This is a genomic window from Blastococcus sp. TF02-8, assembly GCF_003319175.1.
Taxonomy (GTDB): Bacteria; Actinomycetota; Actinomycetes; order Mycobacteriales; family Geodermatophilaceae; genus Blastococcus.
Genome location: NZ_QOHK01000014.1, coordinates 22,888 through 40,100, shown reverse-complemented (window position 1 = coordinate 40,100; position 17,213 = coordinate 22,888). Strand labels below are relative to the sequence as shown.

The following is a 17,213-nucleotide window of genomic DNA, read 5'->3' as shown; positions in this document are numbered from 1 at the left end:
TGGCGACTGGCAACTATGGCACATAGGAGAGGAGCCCCAGCGTCGGCACCTCCAGGGACGCAGGGGCCGGCGACACCGGTCCGCCGAGCAGGACGACGGTCCCGCCGTCGGCCGGGCCTCGGGCCTGGCGGTCCGCCGGGTCAGACGCTCACCAGTACCGAAAGTGCCGCCAGCAGCACCAGTCCGGCGACCGCGAGAGTCAGCCTGCGCCCGTGCTTCGTCTGCCGCGGCAGCCCCCGGAGTGGGAACAGCACCTGGCGCCCGAAGGTGTAGGCCGCCACCCCCGCCACGAAGAGCAGTCCGTCCACCCCAGGGTCGGCCAGCACCACTGCTGCGAGCGTCGCTGCGGCGATGAGGCCGGCCAGGCTGGACTCGAGCAGCTGTACCGGGATCCGGCGCACGCCTACCCGACGGTCGGAGGACCAGATCCCCCACCGAGAGGCCGTGGGGCGCCCCACACAACAGCCTCCGAGCAAACACCCCAGGCGTCCGATGGTCATGCCCACCAGCAGGCCCGGCGCCGTCACGTCGAGCATCGGGCCGACCGGGATCCCCGCCCACCAACTCCCCAGGACGACCGAGCCGACCGCACCGACCACAAAACCCTGGACCGACATGCCGGCGCGCAGCAGGCCGGCCTTCTCCTCGCGGTGGGTGAGGAGGTAGTACACCTTGGCACCCACCAGCCCGATCAGGCTCGCCAGCACCGACACCAGGAGCAGTCGCGCGACCGGCAGGTCGCGGTCCGCCGCCAGCACACCTTGAAGAGCCAGTGCGAACAGCCAGCCGAGGGCCACCAGTGCGGGCCAGGCTCCGATCCGGACCCCTGGCGCGCGGACATCGGCCACGGGCTTGAAGGTCGTTCTCCCGACGGTCGTCCCACGGGGAAGTGGCCCGGGAGGTAGATTCGGAGGCGCAGGGGAGTCTGCAGGGGCGTGCCGGACGACGGGGGTTGCGGTGACCTCCCACTCCCCCGGCGCCAGTCCGGGGACACGGGCGGTCACGGCGACCCGCCCGCTTCCCGGGAGCACGTCATTCAGGGTGTGCACGACCTCGAACTCGTCGGCCCTGCCGGGGGTGTCGGGTCCGGTCAGCCGCCTACCGCTGAATCGCACGTTGACCGGATAGGGGTCGCCACTGAGCGCAGCGTCGAACCAGTAGGTCACTCCGAGCGCTTGGGGATCGACGTCGTCCATGGACTCGCACGACCAGGACGTGACCTGGACCGCGCCCGCAGGCATGTCCCGAGCCAGGACAGGACGGCGCACCGGGGTGACAGCCTCCCGTGCCGGTGACCGGGGAGCGCCTGGGACCGGCGGCGCAGACGGAGGGAGGCCAGCGGAGGGAGATCCGGTCACCGTCCCGGACGCCGCGGACTCAGGCCGAGCTCCCGGGGAGGTCGGTGTCCTCTGAGCAGCGGGATCCGGGCGGGTCGGAGGCGCTAGTGGTGCCTTTCTCGCCGGCAGGACCACCGGGAGCGACGGTGCGGCGGTCCTCGACCGCGGCACCTGTGGACGCTGGAATGCCTGTAGCGGCGCCGGCGCACGGCTGGGGACAGGTCGCGGCGGGCTGACTTGCTGGGCGGCAGTGGTGGGCCCGACCCTTGAGCCCGGCCCTGGCCTACCCGATCGGGAGGGACCGACTCGGGATGAACGCTTGTTGGACATGAGACTCCGCCTCGCGAGATCGGGTCGGCCACAGAGCCAGCTCCACCGAGTCGGCCCCAGCGGACGCTCGATCAGCCGCGCGCCGGTCAGCTCTACTATGGCGCTACGGAGAGCGTACTACTAGGCAGCTACGTAGAAGTTGCGCGCCAGGCGCCCGTCCGCGAGCGACAGCCAGATCTACTAAGGTGCGTAGTATCTGCAGCGTCATGCAGGTACACGGCAGGGCCCGTACGACGGGGGCCCCGCCGGGCGGCGGCCGCCGGCGGACCTCATGGCGGCACGCCGCTCGGACAGCCGCCGGCGGCTGTCGTGTGACCACATCGGCACGACCTACACAAGGACAGGTGGCAGGTGACCGGCCCCTCGATCTCCCGGCGCGGACTGCTCCTCGGGGCGCTGGGGCTGGCCGGAATGGCGGCGACCGGCGGCACCTGGGCGGCCTTGCCCACGACGGCCACCGCAGCGGAGGGCCGAGTGCTGGCCGGCTCCGACGCGGTGCGCCGCGTCGAGCAGGCCCGACTCGCCCGAGGCACCGGCCGTCGTGTCCGCGCATCGGTCACCGCCCAACCGGTCGAGGTCGACCTCGGAGGACGAGTCGTCCGCACGTGGTCCTACGGCGACCAGGTGCCCGGGCGGCCCCTGCGCTGCACCGCCGGAGACCTGCTCGAGGTGGACGTCCGCAACCGGCTTCCGGAGCCGACCACGGTGCACTGGCACGGTCTCCGGCTCCGGAACGACATGGACGGCGTACCCCACCTGACGCAACCCGTGGTCCCCCCCGGGGAGACCATGCGCTACACCTTCGTCGCTCCCGATCCGGGGACCTACTGGTTCCACCCGCACGTGGGCATGCAGCGCGAGCGGGGGCTCTTCGCACCGTTGATCATCGACGACCCGCGCGAAGCCGGCGACTACGACGTGGAGTTCGTGGTCGTCCTCGACGACTGGATCGACGGCGCCGCGGGGACCCCGGATGAAGTCCTGTCCGAGCTCCGCAACGGAGACATGGAAGCGAGCTACAAGGTTCCCGTCCAGGCCGGACAGATCGAGGACCGGTCAGCGTCCTGGGACTACCACCAGACCGCCGAGATGGCCAACATTCCGGCAGGGCAGACGCCGGTGTCCGCGGCGTCGCGCATGGCCGACAGCGTGCGCTACCCGTTCTACCTGCTCAACGGGCGCCTGCCCACGGCCCCCGAGACGTTCGCCGCCAGGCCGGGTCAACGGGCACGAATCCGGCTGATCAGTGCCGCCGGGACGACCACCTTCCGAGTAGCTCTCGGAGGCCACCGGCTGACCGTCACCCATACCGACGGGTTCCCGGTCGAGCCGATCACGGTCGACAACCTCCACATCGGCGCCGGCGAGCGCTACGACGTGCTCGTCACCCTCGGAGACGGGGCCTTTCCACTGGTGGCGATCGCAGAAGGCCATGGGGCCCAGGCGCTCGGGGTGGTCCGCACAGCCAGCGGTGCAGCCCCGTCAGCCGCTGCGGCTCCCCGGGAGCTGAGTGGGCGACTGCTCCGGCTGACCGACCTCCGCGCGGCGCCCACCGTTGGCCAGGACAACTTGCCCCCGGACGTGACCCACACGCTCCATCTGACCGGAGACATGTTCAGCTTCGCCTGGCGCATCAATGCCCAGAGCTACGACCACGCACGCCCCTTCGCCGGCATCACTCCCGCGGAGATCCGGGAGGGCCAGCGTGTCCGACTGGAGCTGGTCAACCAGACTCCGATGTACCACCCGATGCATCTGCACGGCCACAGTTTCACCGTGCGAGGCTCTGGTGACCTCTTTCCGGGGGCAGCTGCCGGTGAGCTGCGAGATCCGGCACGGAGCCGCCTCCCGATGTTCGCCGGTGCGGTGAAGGACACGGTGATGGTGGCGCCGGGGGAACGGGTGATCGCCGACTTCACAGCCGACAATCCGGGCCAGTGGCTGACCCACTGCCACAACGCCTACCACATGGGCACGGGCATGGCGACGATCGTCTCCTACATCGCCACGTCCTCGGCCTGAACGGCGTACTGCATCCGCGGTCACCACCCGAGAGGGCCACCACGCGCCTCGCAGCGCGGTGAGAGTTCGCCCCGCCGGTGGGCGCCCGCGTCAGCGGCGCGCCTGCCGTGTCAGGCGGGCGCCTGATTGCCCCGGTCACCCAGCTGCTGGCGGGCCCGGGCGATCGAGACCTCCTCGCGCGCCTGCCGCAGCTCCTCGTCGACGTCGACGGAGGGGGCTGCCACAGAGCGGCCCCCTCCCGAGGCGCCACAACTACCGCCGCCCCGATTCATCTGCCACATCATCACTCCCATGGACAGGGGGCAGACCAGCGCGATGAGCAGCGGAAGTGCCGCGGTACTGGCGGCCGGGGCCATCAGCCAGAGCGCCACGCCTGCGGCGATCAGACCCCCGATGACCTTCGGGTTCAGGCAGCACCGCATCGACCTGAGCATGTCGTTTCTCCCTGCGCTCGCAGACGTGGTCTTACTACTATCCAGGCTAGTAAAGCCGATCGCCGGACGGCCCCGCAAGCGCATCCGCCGGCCTGTGCCCCGGCGTGGCGATCAACTAGTCCCCTGCACCTGCGGCTCAACCACGGCCGTCGCGGCACTGTGCGCAGTGATCTCCCGGGGACGCCTTCGCCGCCGCAGGATGGCGATAACGGTGGCGAAGAGCATGGCCACCCCGTAGGTCGCCGCAATTCGTCCGGCGGTCTGCTGGTCCTCGATCGGCATCGGCCCCCAGAGGCGTAGCAGCTGACTCCACCACTCCGCGGCCAGGAGTGGGCCGCTGCGGAGCACCACGATCGCAACCGCACCGTGGACCGCTGCCCACCCTGCGAGCGCCGCGAGGACGACGGGGAGCCTCGGCGCCGCCGCGGTGCCCGGTCCGGCGGGGCCGAGCAGTGCGCGGAAGAAGAGCGTCCCACTCATCAAGAACAGGGGGAAGAAGACGACGTCCGCGACCTCCGACCGTAGTAGCCAGCCGTACAACCCGGAGACGTAGACGGAGTAGTTCACCACCAGGTAGACCGGCAGAGCGACCAGTGGGTGCAGGACTGTCCCCATCACCGGACGACCACGGAGTGCCACCAGCCACTCCCGCGGTCCTCGCAGGTCCTGCCCCGTCGAGGGCCGCAGGGCGCTCATGGCAAGTCGGCCCGGTCGAGCCAGCACCATCAGCAGCGGCGCGGCGAGGGACAGAGTGAAGTGCTGGAGGACGTGCACGCTCGACAGCACCCCGCCATAGCTGGCAAGCCCGCTGCTGGTCACGAGGAGGACCAGAGCCCAACTCGCGGACCAGGCGAGGGTCCGCAGCCATGGCCACGGACGTCCTCGAGCGGACATCCGCCGGACGCCGGCGAGGTAAAACCCGATCGCCGCTGCGGCCAGAACGGGGAACACGAGGCCCGGATGGACGTCCAGCAACGCGCCGGGCGATGGTGAAGCCGGCACGACGACGTCAGGAACGGCGTGGCCCCCTCCGCCCTGGGCCGCGGCGGGGGCTGTCGGGGGCGGTGTGCGGCTGAGACCGACGGCCACCCCCATGGTGGCTCCGAAGAGCACCACCTCCACGGAGAGCAGCCGGAGGAACGCTGCCGGACGTCCGGCGACGAGGGCGGGCATGGTCCAGCGCCGATGCCACGCCCCGACCACGATCAAGCCCACGAACGCCACCAGCTTGATCAGGACCAGCAACCCATAGCTGGAGCCCAGCGCCTGGGCCGGGTCGGACAGCCGGGTCAGCGCGGAAAGTACCCCACTCCCACCGACGAGCAACGCCAGCGGTCCGGCGAGTCGGCTGAACCGGGAGACGGCGGCACCGACGGCTCCGACGCTGATCGAGCGGCAGACCAGGAGGGCGACCAGTCCTCCCGCCCACAGGACCACGCCCAGGACGTGCAGGGCGACCGCGGTCGGGCCGTAGACACCGCCAGTGCCGCCGGCGTGCCCGACAAGGGCCGGCGGAAGCGCGGCGAGCAGCGCGACCAGGAGCAGACCGAGCGTCCCCCCCATGGTGAGCACCACCCTGGCGGCCATGGCGAGCACCGCAGCGAGGACAGCCACGACGACACGGGCCTGGGCCTGAGGGCTGTCCGCCAGGAACTGGACGACCGCCGTCGGCGTGACCACCGAGAAACCCCGTCCGAGGAACTCGGCCAGCAGCGCCGGAACCGCGGCCAGCGACAGCAGGCTCCATACCAGAGCCGACCACCCGGCGGTGCGCACCCACCGGTAACCGGCGGCACCGAGCAACCGGTCGCCCGGCAGGAGGACCGCCGCACCCAGCAGGCATCCGACAGTCATGACCGCAGCCAGGTCGTGCAGCACCTGCAGCATGGGCACGAGCCAGGCCGCCCCTGCATCGGACCCGGGCAGCCCGGCGACCGACGACTCCTCTTTGGACCCGGCCGACAAGGTCAGCCAGGTCAACAGCAGCGCCGCGGCGGCCGCCGGAAGGAGTACCGGCCAGCGGCTGCGCATGCGGTCGGCTGCCTGCGCAGTCACGAGAGAGTCAGCCACGTGGTTCTCGCTCAGCCCCGAGGCCCTCGCCGGCGCAGGGCCAGCACACCGAGACCGGCGACGACGGCCACCGAGACGCCGAGCATCCACCACAGCCCTGCACCGGCCCCGCCGTCGGCTACGGCCACCTCCTCGGCGGCGGCTTCCGTCACCGGCGGCTCCGGGGAGTCCGTCGAACCCGCCACTCCGGTCGGCCCGGCGTCGGAGGCTTCTGCCCCGGCGTAGCTGAAGGTGAGCTCCCCGGTCACCGGGTGCCCGTCCTGCGAGACGACTCGGTAAGCAACCAGGTAGGACCCATTGCTGCTGAGGTCCACCGGCTGCCGCACCACGGCGTCGGTCTCGGTAGCGGGGCCGGTAGTGACGGAACGCCCGTCGGGGCCGCGGACCACGACCTCGGCCGAGCCAGCCCGGACCGCCTCGGTGAAGGTCAGGGTGATCTGCCGGGGCGGTGTGGTCAGCGTCTGCGCCTCGCTCGGCTCGGAGCTGGCGAGTTCAGCGTGAGCTGACGCGCTGCCGATCCCCAGTCCGAGGACGGTGAGGACGACGGCGGCCAGGGTTGCCAGGCGGAGCAAGAGCGACATGGTCCTGTCTCTTCGGTGCGAACGGGAGCTGTGAAGCGGTGTCAACGGGCCAGGCGCGCCGGAGGCACAGGGCAATTGGAGTGGCTCACGGCTTGGTGCACGTCAGCCGCATGACGATGCCCAGCTTCGAGCGACGCAGATGCTGGATCTCCAGCCCGGCGGCCCGCACCGCCACCTCGGGCTCCCGCAGCAGGTGGTCGGCGGCCAGGCGCAGGAAGGCCGGTTCCAGCAAGCGCTGAACCCGCCGGATCGCCGGGAGCGGACTGGCGACGTGATCGAGCAGCACCAGGCGGCCGCCCGGCCGCAGCACCCGAGCCATCTCGGCGACTGCGGCTCGGTCGTCGGGGATGCTGCACAAGGTCAGGGTGGCGATCACCGAGTCGAAGCTGGAGTCGGGGAAAGGCAGTCGCTGCGCGTCGCCCAGGCACAGGTCTGCCGGCCGGGCCAACTGCGCGGCGCGCGCCTCAGCCCGGGCCAGCATGGCCGGACTCAGGTCGATGCCGGTCAGCTCGACCTCCGGAGGGAACAGCGGGAGGTTCCGGCCGGTGCCCACGCCGACCTCGAGGACCCTTCCCCGGACCTGCCGGCAGGCCCACGACCGGCCGCCCCGGAACAGCAGCCACTCGGCGGCCGTGATGACAGCGTCGTAGTGCGCGGCCTGCCGCTCGTAGACGGCGCGCACGCGCTCCGTCGTGGGCGGCGCCGCCTCCGCTCTTCTGCGTGGTGCCATGGTCACTCCTGAAGAGGTGGAGCCGTCGAGGACTCGGGCAGTGGACCTCGGGCGACTGCGGACGGCGGACGTGCTGATGCCGTTGCGGAACCTGAGGGCTCTGCGAGTGGGAACGTGATGGTGAAGACGGCCCCTCCGTCGGGTGCGTTCGTGGCGCTCACCCCTCCGCCATGCGCGCGGACGAGGGTGGCCACGACCGCCAGCCCGATCCCCGAGCCGTTTGCCCGTGCACCCCGTCCTCGGAAGTACCTGTCGAAGACCTGCGGGAGTTCCGCGTCCGGAATCCCCGGTCCGTCGTCACTCACTTCCAGGTGCACCGCATCACCCTGGGTGCCAGTGGTCACGGTCACCCGGCCGCCCCCCGGGACGAATTTCACCGCGTTGCCGAGCAGGTTGGTCACCACCTGGGCCAGCCTGACCCGGTCACCGCAGACCGGAGCTGGGGTCAGTCGTAGGTCCAGCTGGAGACCACGCTCGGCGAAGCGGTGCTGGAAACCCGCAGCGACCGATCGCACCAGTTCGGCCAGATCGAGGGTGACGCGCTCCAGGGAGAAGGAGTTGTGGTCGTCGCGGGTGAGGGTCTCCAGGTCGGCGACGAGGCGCCCCAGCCGCAGGGTCTCCTCGTGCAAGGAGGAGACCAGAGCGGGCGTCAGGTCGAGGACGCCGTCCTGGACGGCTTCAAGCTGGCTGCGCAGGATGGCCAGCGGCGTGCGCAGTTCATGGGCGACGTCCGCGGCGAACGACTGCCGGAGCGCCTCCTGCCGTTCGGCGGAGGCGGCCAGCTCGTTGAACGCCGTCGCCAGCTCCGCAACTTCATCGCGCCCGCTCACCATGGCCCGCCGGCCACGGTCACCGGCGCGCAGATCATCAGCTGCTGCGGTCAGCTCCGCGAGCGGGCGGGTGACCCGCCGAGCGAACAGCAGGCCCAGGACCGAGGCGATCAGCGCTACGGCGAGTCCCCCCACGAAAAGCAGCCGATTCACGGAGCTGCGGAGCTGCCGATCAGCGAGTGGCACACTGCCCTCGGGGAGCGCGACCAGCAGGGTTCCCCGCGGCTGCCCGTCGACGGTGATCGGAACGGTGACCGGGTCGGCCAGTGGTCCCGCCGCCATCATCTCCCGATGCATCTGCGCCATCTCGCTGGTGGTGCTGCCTGCGGTCGGCCAGACCGTCTCCCCCGCCGCATCGACCAGGCGGACCTCGGCACCGGCCATGGACACCGCCGGCCCGAGCTGGTCGAGACGCTCGGGGTCCCAGCCCTCCGCGGACACGTACGCACCGGTGACCGCAGCAGCGATCTGGTCCACCCGAGCCGACCGTTGTTGGTCGAGGTAGGACTCGAAGCGGCTGCTGAACGCGAGATTGACCAACAGGGCGGCCAGGAGGGCCGCGACGAGCGCGATCGCCGCGAAGCCCAGGCCCAGTCGCCGGGCCAGGGAACTACTCATCGGCGGTCGCCCCGAACTTGTAGCCGATCCCGGCAACCGTCAGGACAAAGCTCGGACGCCGGGAGTGGTCGCCGAGCTTCCGCCGCAGGTTCTTGACGTGCACGTCCACCGTGCGGTCGTACCCATCGAAGCCGTGGCCCTGCAGGCGACTGATCAGTTCGGCACGCGTCCACGCCCGCCCGGGACGGGACGACAGGATCACGAGCAGGTCGAACTCCGTGCGGGTCAGCTCGATCGACTCACCGTCGAGAGTCACCTCCCGGCTCTCCTGGTCGATAGCCAGCCGGCCACTGGCGAAGGTCGGAACACGACCGGGCCGTCCGCCGCCGGCGCGGCGGAGGACGGCCCCGACTCGCGCGACGAGCTCTCGCGGGCTGAAGGGCTTGGTCACGTAGTCATCGGCGCCCAAACGCAGGCCCGCCACGCGATCTCCCTCGCTGGCCCGGGCGGTCAGCATCACCACGGGGACGTCGCTGGACCGGCGCAGCAGGCGGAGAAGCTCTTCACCCGGGATGTCGGGCAGCCCCAGGTCGAGGACCAGCAGATCGGGGCGGAGGCGTTCGACCAGGCGCAGCGCGTCCAGACCGTTCTCAGCGAGGAGGACGTGGTAGCCCTCGCGCTCCAGGTAGGCACCGACGAGTTCCCGGATCTTCGCCTCGTCGTCGACCACGAGGACGGTTCCGCTGGCGCGAGAACCTGGCCCACCGCCGAAGTCTGGCTCCACCGCTCAGGCGGCCGCGGACGCGACCGGCTGCCTACCGGACCGGTCGCGCCTCCCGGTCGCCAGGAGACCGACACCGATGGCAACGAGGACGAGCGACCAGAGCTGGGGCTGGGTCAGCCCGAGCAGGACCTCCTCGTTGAGGCGGATCTCCTCGACGAGGAACCGTGCGACTCCGCTGAGCACCGCGTACAGGCCGAAGACGTGCAGCGGTGCCCACCGGGTGCGCAGAACCCACAGCAGCCCGCCGACGGCCAGCGCGACGGCTGCTTCGTACAGCGCTGCGGGATGCACGGGAACCATGGTCGGCATCGTCCCGTCCGGGAAGGCCACTGCCCAGGGCAGGTCAGACGGCTGCCCGTAGGAGCCGTCGCCGGAGAGGAAGCACCCGATGCGTCCGATGCCGTAGGCCAGGGACAAGGGCGCGGCCGCGATCCCCGCCAGCTGCCCCAGCGGAAGCTCGTACCGGCGTGCCATTACCACGACGGTCGCGACGCCGGCGATCAGGCCGCCGTACCAGGTGAACCCGGACGGTCCGAACGAATGCAGTGACAGGCTTCCGGCGTGCTCGGCGAGGTAGTACAGCTTGCCGCCGACGAATCCCATGACGGTCGCCGCGATGACGATCGACCAGGCGCGGTCGGGATTCCATCCCAAGCGTCGGAACTCACGGGCCAGCAGGTACCCCGCCACCAGTGCGGCGGCGGCCTTGCTGACGCCGTAGCTGTTGATCGGGAAACCGAAGACCTCGAACAGGACGGGCCGCACGGGTGTGCCTCTCTGTCAATGATGTCGCGACCGAGCGCTGGTGAGCTCGGTCGATGCGGTCGGTCTCGATCGCTCGGGACTCATCGGGGTTCCGCGAAGGCGTTCCTGGCGCTCAGAGTGCCAGGAGACTCCGGGAGGAACGCGCCCTCCGCTGGAGGTGTCAGGGGGTAGCCGAGTCGCCGGCGTCGTCGGAGGACTCTCCGCCCATGCCGCCGCCCATGCCGCCATGCATGCCGTCCATGTGACCGTGCATGTCCTCCATGTCCTCCATCGAGGACATGCCCTCCATCATGGTTCGCATGTGGTCCCGCATCTGCTCCTGCATCTGCGGGTCGGACATCATGTTGGACATGGCGGCCATCATGCGGTCGTAGAAGGCCGGATCGTCCATCACCGACTCCATGTGGGAATCCGCTGTCCCGGTTTCCGAAGCGGCGTCGGCGTAGGCGAAGGCGGGAACCCCCACCACAGTGGCACCGGCAATGACACCGGTGGCGACGGCGATGATCGTGCGCTTGCTCAAGAGACTCTTCTCCTCGGTAGGCGACAGGCCGCCGGTGAGCGACCTGACTCCACGGTGCCCACCGGATGTGAAGAATCCGTGTGCCGGATGTGTGGTCGCGATGCGCTCACTGCAAGCGGTCGCGGCCCCAGGGTGCGCGCGTCCTGTGAGTCCACGCCGTACCGGCGCAGCGGTCAGAGAGCCCAGCCCGCCGGCTTGGAGTCGTCCCGGCGCTCGGCGCGCAGCTGGTCGATCTCGGCGCGCAGCTTGATGAGCTCAGCCTGCTTGTCGACGGTCGTCTCGGCAGGGCTCTCCGCGGCCGCAGAGGCGGACGGCCGCTGCATCTTCATCATCATCCACATCATCAACCCCATCCCCACGGGGCAGGCCAGGAGCGCAAGTAGGTACAGCGACTCGGACATCGGTTCCTCCGTTCGGGCGCCCCAGTGGCGCGACGACCCACTATCTCCTAAGGAGGATAGTGGTGTCGAACCTCGACTCCTATTTGTCATAGTGGTCGAGCTGGCTCCTATGTGTCATAGTGGACGCCGCGGGAGCGGGAACGCGCCGCAGTCCCATCGTGCGGCCGTCTCCGGTAGCGCCCATCCGGCCACCAGTAGAGCCCGTGCTCCCATCCGAGTCAGCTGGAAGTGACGATGCAGGACCTCTTGCTGTCCACGACGGTGCTCGCCTCCTTCATCGGAGGCGTGCTCGCGCTGCTCGCTCCGTGCTGCGTGTCGGTCATGCTCCCGGCCTATTTCGCCTCGAGCTTCCGACAGCGCTCACGCCTGGTCCTCATGACCGTCGTCTTCGCCGCCGGGGTCGGAACGGTGATCCTGCCGATCGCCCTGGGCGCGTCGTTCTTGAGCCGGCTGCTCAACGAACAGCACGCGATCATCTTCTCGATCGGTGGGGGCCTCATGGTGCTCGCTGGCCTGGCGATGCTCAACGGCTGGAAGTTCATGCTGCCCATGCCGTCCATGCGCACGGGCGGCGGTAGCGGCCTGCGCTCGGTGTATAGCCTCGGCGCCTTCTCCGGGGCAGCCAGCGCCTGCTGCGCCCCCGTCCTGGCCGGCGTCGCAGCAGTGTCCGGAGCAGTCGCATCCTTCCCGGCGGCCCTGGCCGTCGGGATCGCCTACGTCTTCGGCATGGTGGCGCCGTTGACCGTGATCGCCCTGCTCTGGGATCGCCGGGACTGGGGCAAGACGCGCCTGCTGGCCAGCCGAACGGTGACCCTCCGGGCAGGCCGGCTGCGCCGCACGATTCTGCTCTCCACGCTGCTCTCCGCGGTGCTGATGATCCTGATGGGTGCGCTGACCATGGTCCTGGCCCTTGCCGGTCAGGGGATGGCGACCGGCGAGTGGCAGATCCGTCTCACCGCGGCCCTCGGCCACGCCGCCGCCCAGGTCGAGGACGCGCTGTCGTTCGTCCCCGGCTGGCTCTCCGCTGCGCTCGTCTTCGGCGCCCTGGCGATGGTCATCGTGCGCGCATTCCGCAACCGGAGCTCGGACGTCGACCCCTCCCCCACCAGCCCGACCGACGGCGAGGACAGCGTCGTCGAACCGACCGAGACCTCACCGACCGGGAGATCATGACCATGAGTGGACGCGGCACGACCAAGAGCCCCAGCGCAGGGCCCAGCACACGAGGCGCACAAGCCGTCGCTGCCGCCCGTCGCGACCAGCGCGGCGGCGGGGCCCGGATCTGGGTGGTTGCCGGGCTCGTGGCGATCCTGGTCATCGGCGGCCTCTACGCCCTCTACCAGAGCAGCACGAGCTCCGCAGGGGCGGCCGACCCCGAGCGCTACGACGTCGGATCACCCGGCCCCGGCGAGGAGGCTCCGGACTTCACCCTGCCGGGTACGAACGGACAGGACGTATCACTCAGCGACTTCCGCGGGGAAAACGTGCTGCTGTACTTCCACGAGGGGCTGGGCTGCCAGGCCTGCTGGGACCAGATCCGCGACCTCGAGGCGGCGACCCCTCAGCTGGAGGAGGCCGGCGTGGACCGGCTGGTCAGCATCACCAACGCTCCCCAGGACCTGCTGGTCCAAAAGATGGACGACGACGGTCTGGAATCCCTCGCACTGGCTGACCCTGACCTGGCGGTGGTCGAGGCCTACGAGGCGAACAAGTACGGGATGATGGGCGACACCACGGCCGGGCACAGCTTCATCCTCGTCGACGGTGAGGGCGAGATCGTCTGGCGGGCCGACTACGGCGGCGCGCCGGACTACACGATGTACCTGCCCGTCGACACCATCCTCGCCGACCTCGAGGCCGCCCGGACCGACCGATGACCGTCGTCACCCTCCTCACCCAGACGTCGTGCTCCTTCTGCGAACAGGCCAAGGAGACGCTGGCCCAGCTGAGCCAGGAACAGGAGTTCGAGACCCAAGAGATCAGCCTGGAGACCGAGGAGGGTCGGGCGCTGGGAGAACGGCACGGCGTCCTCTTCGCCCCCGGCATCTTGGTGGACGGGGACTTCTTCTCCTTCGGCCGCCTCTCCGAGCGCAAGCTCAGGCGTGAGCTCCAGCGTCGCAACGACGCTCCCCACGACCACCGCGGCACCAGCTGGGGATGGAGACGGTCGAGCTCGTGAGGCCAGCGCATCCGGCCGGCGCCGAAAGGGTCCGGCCGGATGCGCTGCAGCCCACACGGTGGACGATCGCGGCGCTACCGGAGGGCCTGTAACTTACTAGCGTGCTTAGTCGATCCCGCGAAGACCGGCGACCGCGGTGACCAGCACAGCTGGCTCCGATCGTGTGCTCAACCGTCGCATCTTCCTGATCGCCGCCGGAGCGCTGAGCTCGACGGCGCTGCTCGGCTGTTCCACGGGGCTGACCGGCGACGAGGGTGGCACCGGTGAGTTCGAATTCCGGGAGCCCACAGCCGCGGCGACCGTGATCCCGGAAGAACGGCGTGCGCCGGCCCCTGCCTTCTCCGGGGAGCTGCTCGACGGAACTCCGTTCGACTCCTCATCGCTGGCCGGGAATGTCGCCGTGATCAACTTCTGGGGATCCTGGTGCGTGCCGTGCCGGGTGGAAACGCCGGAGTTCCAGGCCGTGCACGCTGACGTCGCCGACCGCGGCGTCCAGTTCCTCGGCATCGACGTCAAGGACGAGCGACAACTGGCCGTCGCCTTCGTGGAGAGACTGGGCGTCGCCTACCCCTCGGTCTTCGACCCTCGCGGTGAGGTGGCGCTGGCCTTCCGCGGCTTCCCGGCGAACGTCGTCCCGTCCACCATCCTGCTGGACCGGGACGGCCGGGTGGCTGCCGTCTACACCGGCCAGGTCCGCGGTGATGACCTACGCGCTGCGGTGGAGCTGCTGATCGAGGAGACCGAGGCGTGAGCGACCTCGCCGCGACGTTCGCCGGGATCGTCACCGATGGCTCCCTGCTGCTCGCCATGGCGGTGGCGGCACTGGTCGGGTTGATCAGCTTCGCCTCCCCGTGCTGCCTTCCGCTGATTCCCGGCTACGTCAGCTATGTCGCCGGGCTCGCCGGCGCCCAGGCCACCGCCGGCCAGCCCCGGGTTCCGCAGCCTGCCGGCGGCAGCCCCGCGGGGACGGCATCGGCCGACTGCTCCCCCGAGACCCGCAGCACGTCCTCATCACAGGCCGGGCCGGCAGCCGCCGGCCGCGGCCGGGTACTCGCCGGTTCCCTGCTGTTCGTCGCCGGCTTCAGCGCCGTCTTCGTCTCCTTCGGCGCCCTGTTCGGCGGCCTGGGCCGGCTGCTGCTGGAGTGGGCACCGCTGCTCACCCGGGTCGCCGGCGTCGTCGTGATCGCGATGGGGCTGTCCTTTCTCGGCGCGATCCCCTGGCTGATGCGCGAACGCCGCATCCACCGCCGGCCACCGGCCGGCCTGGCCGGCGCCCCGGTCCTCGGCGTCGTCTTCGGCCTCGGGTGGACCCCCTGCCTCGGCCCGACGCTCGCCGCGGTGAACACCCTCGCCTACACCCAGGCATCCGCCGGCCGCGGCGCCATCCTCGCCCTCGCCTACTGCCTCGGGCTCGGCATCCCCTTCGTCCTGGTCGCCCTCGGTGCCCGGCGCGCCCTCACGTTCTCCGCCTTCGCCCGCCGTCACGCCCCGACGGTGATGCGGATCGGCGGTGGCTTGATGATCCTGCTGGGAATTCTGCTGCTAACCGGCTGGTGGGACGCGCTCATGATCTGGCTGCGGGCCTGGCTGGGCGCCACCGGGCTCAGCACGTCCGCCTTGTGACCGAGAGCTTGCTCCTCTGGCGGGCAGCAATCGGCGCGAATCCCCAGCCGGCGCTCCTAGCTTGGATAGTAGAGTCCTTGCCAGCTGTCCCCGACGCACAGATCGGCCGAGCCTCTCGTCCATGAGTACCGATCCCGACTCCAGCGAACGCCAGGCTGCGCACCTCCGAGGCATGTCGCGCCGTCGACTCCTGGGCCTCGCCGGCGGCGGGACGCTCGGCATCGTCGCTGCCGGAGCCACCGGTGGGGTGCTCGGACGGGCCACGGCCGGCACAGCTACCGCACCAGTTGCCCCCGGATCCGATGCTGCAGATGCCATCCCCTTCACCGGCAGGCACCAGGCCGGAATCGTCACCCCGGCCCAGGACCGGCTGCACTTCGTCGCTCTCGACGTCACCACCGACAGCCGGGACGACCTGGTCGAGATGCTCAAGGCCTGGACGGAGGCCGCCCGACGGATGACCGCGGGGCAGGACGCCGGCCCGGTCGGGGCCGTCGACGGCGATGAGCACGCTGCTCCCGACGACACCGGAGAAGCGCTCGGGCTGCCGGCCTCGGGGCTGACGCTCACCATCGGGTTCGGCCCGACGCTGTTCACCACCACCGACGGCCGCGACCGGTTCGGCCTTGCGGCACGCAAGCCCGCCGCGCTGGTCGAGCCGCCGGAGTTCGCCGGGGACCGCATCGACCCGGCGATCAGCGGTGGCGACCTGTGCATCCAGGCCTGCGCCAACGACCCGCAGGTCGCGGTGCACGCCGTGCGCAACCTCGCGCGGCTGGGTGCCGGGGTGGTCAGCGTCCGCTGGTCGCAGCTCGGATTTGGCCGGACTTCCTCGACCAGCACCGAGCAGGCCACGCCCCGCAACCTGATGGGCTTCAAGGACGGCACGAACAACCTCAAGGCCGAGAACGGGCAAGCCCTCGACAGGTTCGTGTGGGTAGCTCCCGGTGACGGTGGACCGGGAGCGGACTGGCTGGCCGGCGGCTCCTACCTGGTCACCCGACGCATCCGGATGCTGGTCGAGGACTGGGACGCCGTCCCCCTCGGGCGCCAGGAGGCCGCCATGGGACGGCGCAAGGGCAGCGGCGCGCCGCTGGGGCAGCGCGCCGAGTTCGACCCGGTGGACCTCACCCAGGTCGTCGACGGCAAGCCGGCCATCCCGGCCGACTCCCACGTCGCGCTGTCCAACCCGACGAACGCCGGGACGGCCATCCTCCGTCGCGGCTACAGCTTCGTCGACGGATCGGACGGATCCGGCCGGCTCGACGCCGGACTGTTCTTCATCGCGTACCAGCGCAACCCGGAGACGGGTTTCGTGCAGGTGCAGCGGAACTTGGCCGGCGATGCCCTGAACCAGTTCATCGAGCACACATCCTCGGCGGTCTTCGCCTGTCCTCCGGGAGTCGAATCCGGTGACGACTGGTGGGGACGAGCACTGCTCACCTGACGTCGACCCCACATCACCGCCCAATGAAGCGCGGTACGGCCGCCGCGACCGCATCGGCCCTCTTGTGCTCCCCACCACGACATTCAGCGAGGACAACCAGTGGACAACAAGGCCCGACGCTCCACACTCGTCGGGCTCCTCGTGCTGACGTTGAGCGCCTGCGGCGCAGGCGACGGGACGAATGAGCAGGCAGCTTCCTCTCCGGTTCCTGCAGCCGTCCCGGGAGTTGTCGCGGTGGGCGCCGACGGCGTACAGGAGCTGACCATTCAGGTGAGCGACGACTACGTGTTCACCCCCGCGACGGTCACGGTGGCCCCCGGGCCGGTGCGCCTGACCGTGCAGAGCGTCGCCGACGAGCTGACGCACGGCTTCCGATTCACTCCCGGGGGCAACCCGCAGGACATCACCGAGGAGATCTCCGTCATCGGCCCCGGCCGCAGCGAGACGGTGGAGTTCGAGGTGGACGAAGCCGGCGACTACCTGTTCGACTGCTCTTTCCACATCGGCATGGGGCAGACCGGCGTCATGACCGTGGCAGCGGACTGACCCGACCGAGCCACCGCCGAATCGGCTGGGACACCTTCCCCGGCTGGCCGCAG

18 protein-coding genes are annotated in these 17,213 nt (G+C 70.4%); 8 read left to right on the top strand and 10 right to left on the bottom strand.

Going from position 1 to position 17,213, the window contains the following annotated elements:
- Positions 1 to 140 precede the first annotated feature (140 nt).
- Positions 141 to 848: a prolipoprotein diacylglyceryl transferase family protein gene (locus tag DQ237_RS20360; RefSeq protein ID WP_236826473.1), complete on the bottom strand. Its 708-nt coding sequence runs from the start codon at positions 846 to 848 to the stop codon at positions 141 to 143.
- A gap of 1,230 nt (positions 849 to 2,078) precedes the next feature.
- Between DQ237_RS20360 and DQ237_RS18670 the strand changes: the two genes are divergently transcribed.
- Positions 2,079 to 3,689: a multicopper oxidase family protein gene (locus DQ237_RS18670; protein WP_113801689.1), complete on the top strand. Its 1,611-nt coding sequence runs from the start codon at positions 2,079 to 2,081 to the stop codon at positions 3,687 to 3,689.
- A gap of 110 nt (positions 3,690 to 3,799) precedes the next feature.
- Here the strand turns inward: DQ237_RS18670 and DQ237_RS18665 are convergent, their stop codons facing one another.
- From DQ237_RS18665 to DQ237_RS18625, 9 genes are all read right to left on the bottom strand, one after another.
- Positions 3,800 to 4,123: a DUF2933 domain-containing protein gene (locus DQ237_RS18665; RefSeq protein ID WP_113801648.1), complete on the bottom strand. Its 324-nt coding sequence runs from the start codon at positions 4,121 to 4,123 to the stop codon at positions 3,800 to 3,802.
- 111 nt (positions 4,124 to 4,234) lie between these two features.
- The gene (locus DQ237_RS18660; RefSeq protein WP_113801647.1) at positions 4,235 to 6,193 is read right to left on the bottom strand and encodes a cytochrome c oxidase assembly protein; all 1,959 of its coding nucleotides are present in this window, start codon (positions 6,191 to 6,193) and stop codon (positions 4,235 to 4,237) included.
- Between the two features lie 11 nt (positions 6,194 to 6,204).
- The gene (locus DQ237_RS18655; protein WP_113801646.1) at positions 6,205 to 6,774 is read right to left on the bottom strand and encodes a copper resistance CopC family protein; all 570 of its coding nucleotides are present in this window, start codon (positions 6,772 to 6,774) and stop codon (positions 6,205 to 6,207) included.
- A gap of 85 nt (positions 6,775 to 6,859) precedes the next feature.
- Positions 6,860 to 7,504, bottom strand: a complete 645-nt coding sequence (locus DQ237_RS18650; RefSeq protein ID WP_240619745.1) for a class I SAM-dependent methyltransferase — start codon at positions 7,502 to 7,504, stop codon at positions 6,860 to 6,862.
- A gap of 2 nt (positions 7,505 to 7,506) precedes the next feature.
- Positions 7,507 to 8,952, bottom strand: coding sequence for a cell wall metabolism sensor histidine kinase WalK (locus DQ237_RS18645; protein ID WP_113801644.1), 1,446 nt, complete (start codon positions 8,950 to 8,952; stop codon positions 7,507 to 7,509).
- A complete protein-coding gene (locus tag DQ237_RS18640) occupies positions 8,945 to 9,622 on the bottom strand; it encodes a response regulator transcription factor (protein ID WP_236826467.1) in 678 nt (225 codons plus the stop codon). The genes DQ237_RS18645 and DQ237_RS18640 overlap by 8 nt, the downstream gene beginning before the upstream one ends.
- A 57-nt stretch (positions 9,623 to 9,679) precedes the next feature.
- Positions 9,680 to 10,441, bottom strand: coding sequence for a prolipoprotein diacylglyceryl transferase (locus DQ237_RS18635; protein ID WP_113801642.1), 762 nt, complete (start codon positions 10,439 to 10,441; stop codon positions 9,680 to 9,682).
- Between the two features lie 160 nt (positions 10,442 to 10,601).
- Positions 10,602 to 10,964, bottom strand: coding sequence for a hypothetical protein (locus DQ237_RS18630; RefSeq protein ID WP_113801641.1), 363 nt, complete (start codon positions 10,962 to 10,964; stop codon positions 10,602 to 10,604).
- Positions 10,965 to 11,137: 173 nt separating this feature from the next.
- Positions 11,138 to 11,365 (bottom strand): hypothetical protein, encoded by a 228-nt coding sequence (locus DQ237_RS18625; protein ID WP_113801640.1) that lies wholly within the window; start codon positions 11,363 to 11,365, stop codon positions 11,138 to 11,140.
- 234 nt (positions 11,366 to 11,599) lie between these two features.
- On the opposite strand from DQ237_RS18625, the gene DQ237_RS18620 reads away from it, so the two are divergent.
- From DQ237_RS18620 to DQ237_RS20355, 7 genes are all read left to right on the top strand, one after another.
- Entirely contained in the window at positions 11,600 to 12,538 is a 939-nt protein-coding gene (locus DQ237_RS18620) for a cytochrome c biogenesis CcdA family protein (protein WP_113801639.1), read from the top strand.
- A gap of 2 nt (positions 12,539 to 12,540) precedes the next feature.
- Complete coding sequence (locus tag DQ237_RS18615) at positions 12,541 to 13,242, top strand: peroxiredoxin (protein ID WP_240619744.1); 702 nt, start codon at positions 12,541 to 12,543, stop codon at positions 13,240 to 13,242.
- Positions 13,239 to 13,544 carry a glutaredoxin family protein gene (locus DQ237_RS18610; RefSeq protein WP_113801637.1) on the top strand — a complete coding sequence of 102 codons (306 nt, stop codon included), beginning with the start codon at positions 13,239 to 13,241 and terminating at the stop codon, positions 13,542 to 13,544. Before DQ237_RS18615 ends, DQ237_RS18610 begins: the two co-directional genes overlap by 4 nt.
- 136 nt (positions 13,545 to 13,680) lie before the next feature.
- Positions 13,681 to 14,295, top strand: coding sequence for a TlpA disulfide reductase family protein (locus DQ237_RS18605; protein ID WP_240619743.1), 615 nt, complete (start codon positions 13,681 to 13,683; stop codon positions 14,293 to 14,295).
- A complete protein-coding gene (locus tag DQ237_RS18600; protein ID WP_205730287.1) occupies positions 14,292 to 15,167 on the top strand; it encodes a cytochrome c biogenesis CcdA family protein in 876 nt (291 codons plus the stop codon). The genes DQ237_RS18605 and DQ237_RS18600 overlap by 4 nt, the downstream gene beginning before the upstream one ends.
- A gap of 121 nt (positions 15,168 to 15,288) precedes the next feature.
- Entirely contained in the window at positions 15,289 to 16,614 is a 1,326-nt protein-coding gene (gene efeB / locus DQ237_RS18595) for an iron uptake transporter deferrochelatase/peroxidase subunit (RefSeq protein ID WP_113801636.1), read from the top strand.
- 99 nt (positions 16,615 to 16,713) lie between these two features.
- Complete coding sequence (locus DQ237_RS20355; RefSeq protein WP_113801635.1) at positions 16,714 to 17,160, top strand: plastocyanin/azurin family copper-binding protein; 447 nt, start codon at positions 16,714 to 16,716, stop codon at positions 17,158 to 17,160.
- The last annotated feature ends 53 nt before the right edge of the window (positions 17,161 to 17,213 follow it).

Coding starts and splice junctions, on each gene's coding strand:
- DQ237_RS18670 (WP_113801689.1), top strand. CDS start 2,079: ATGGCGGCGACCGGCGGCACCTGGGCGGCCTTGCCCACGACGGCCACC.
- DQ237_RS18665 (WP_113801648.1), bottom strand. CDS start 4,123: ATGCTCAGGTCGATGCGGTGCTGCCTGAACCCGAAGGTCATCGGGGGT.
- DQ237_RS18655 (WP_113801646.1), bottom strand. CDS start 6,774: ATGTCGCTCTTGCTCCGCCTGGCAACCCTGGCCGCCGTCGTCCTCACC.
- DQ237_RS18650 (WP_240619745.1), bottom strand. CDS start 7,504: ATGGCACCACGCAGAAGAGCGGAGGCGGCGCCGCCCACGACGGAGCGC.
- DQ237_RS18645 (WP_113801644.1), bottom strand. CDS start 8,952: ATGAGTAGTTCCCTGGCCCGGCGACTGGGCCTGGGCTTCGCGGCGATC.
- DQ237_RS18625 (WP_113801640.1), bottom strand. CDS start 11,365: ATGTCCGAGTCGCTGTACCTACTTGCGCTCCTGGCCTGCCCCGTGGGG.
- DQ237_RS18620 (WP_113801639.1), top strand. CDS start 11,600: ATGCAGGACCTCTTGCTGTCCACGACGGTGCTCGCCTCCTTCATCGGA.
- DQ237_RS18615 (WP_240619744.1), top strand. CDS start 12,541: ATGAGTGGACGCGGCACGACCAAGAGCCCCAGCGCAGGGCCCAGCACA.
- DQ237_RS18610 (WP_113801637.1), top strand. CDS start 13,239: ATGACCGTCGTCACCCTCCTCACCCAGACGTCGTGCTCCTTCTGCGAA.
- efeB (WP_113801636.1), top strand. CDS start 15,289: ATGAGTACCGATCCCGACTCCAGCGAACGCCAGGCTGCGCACCTCCGA.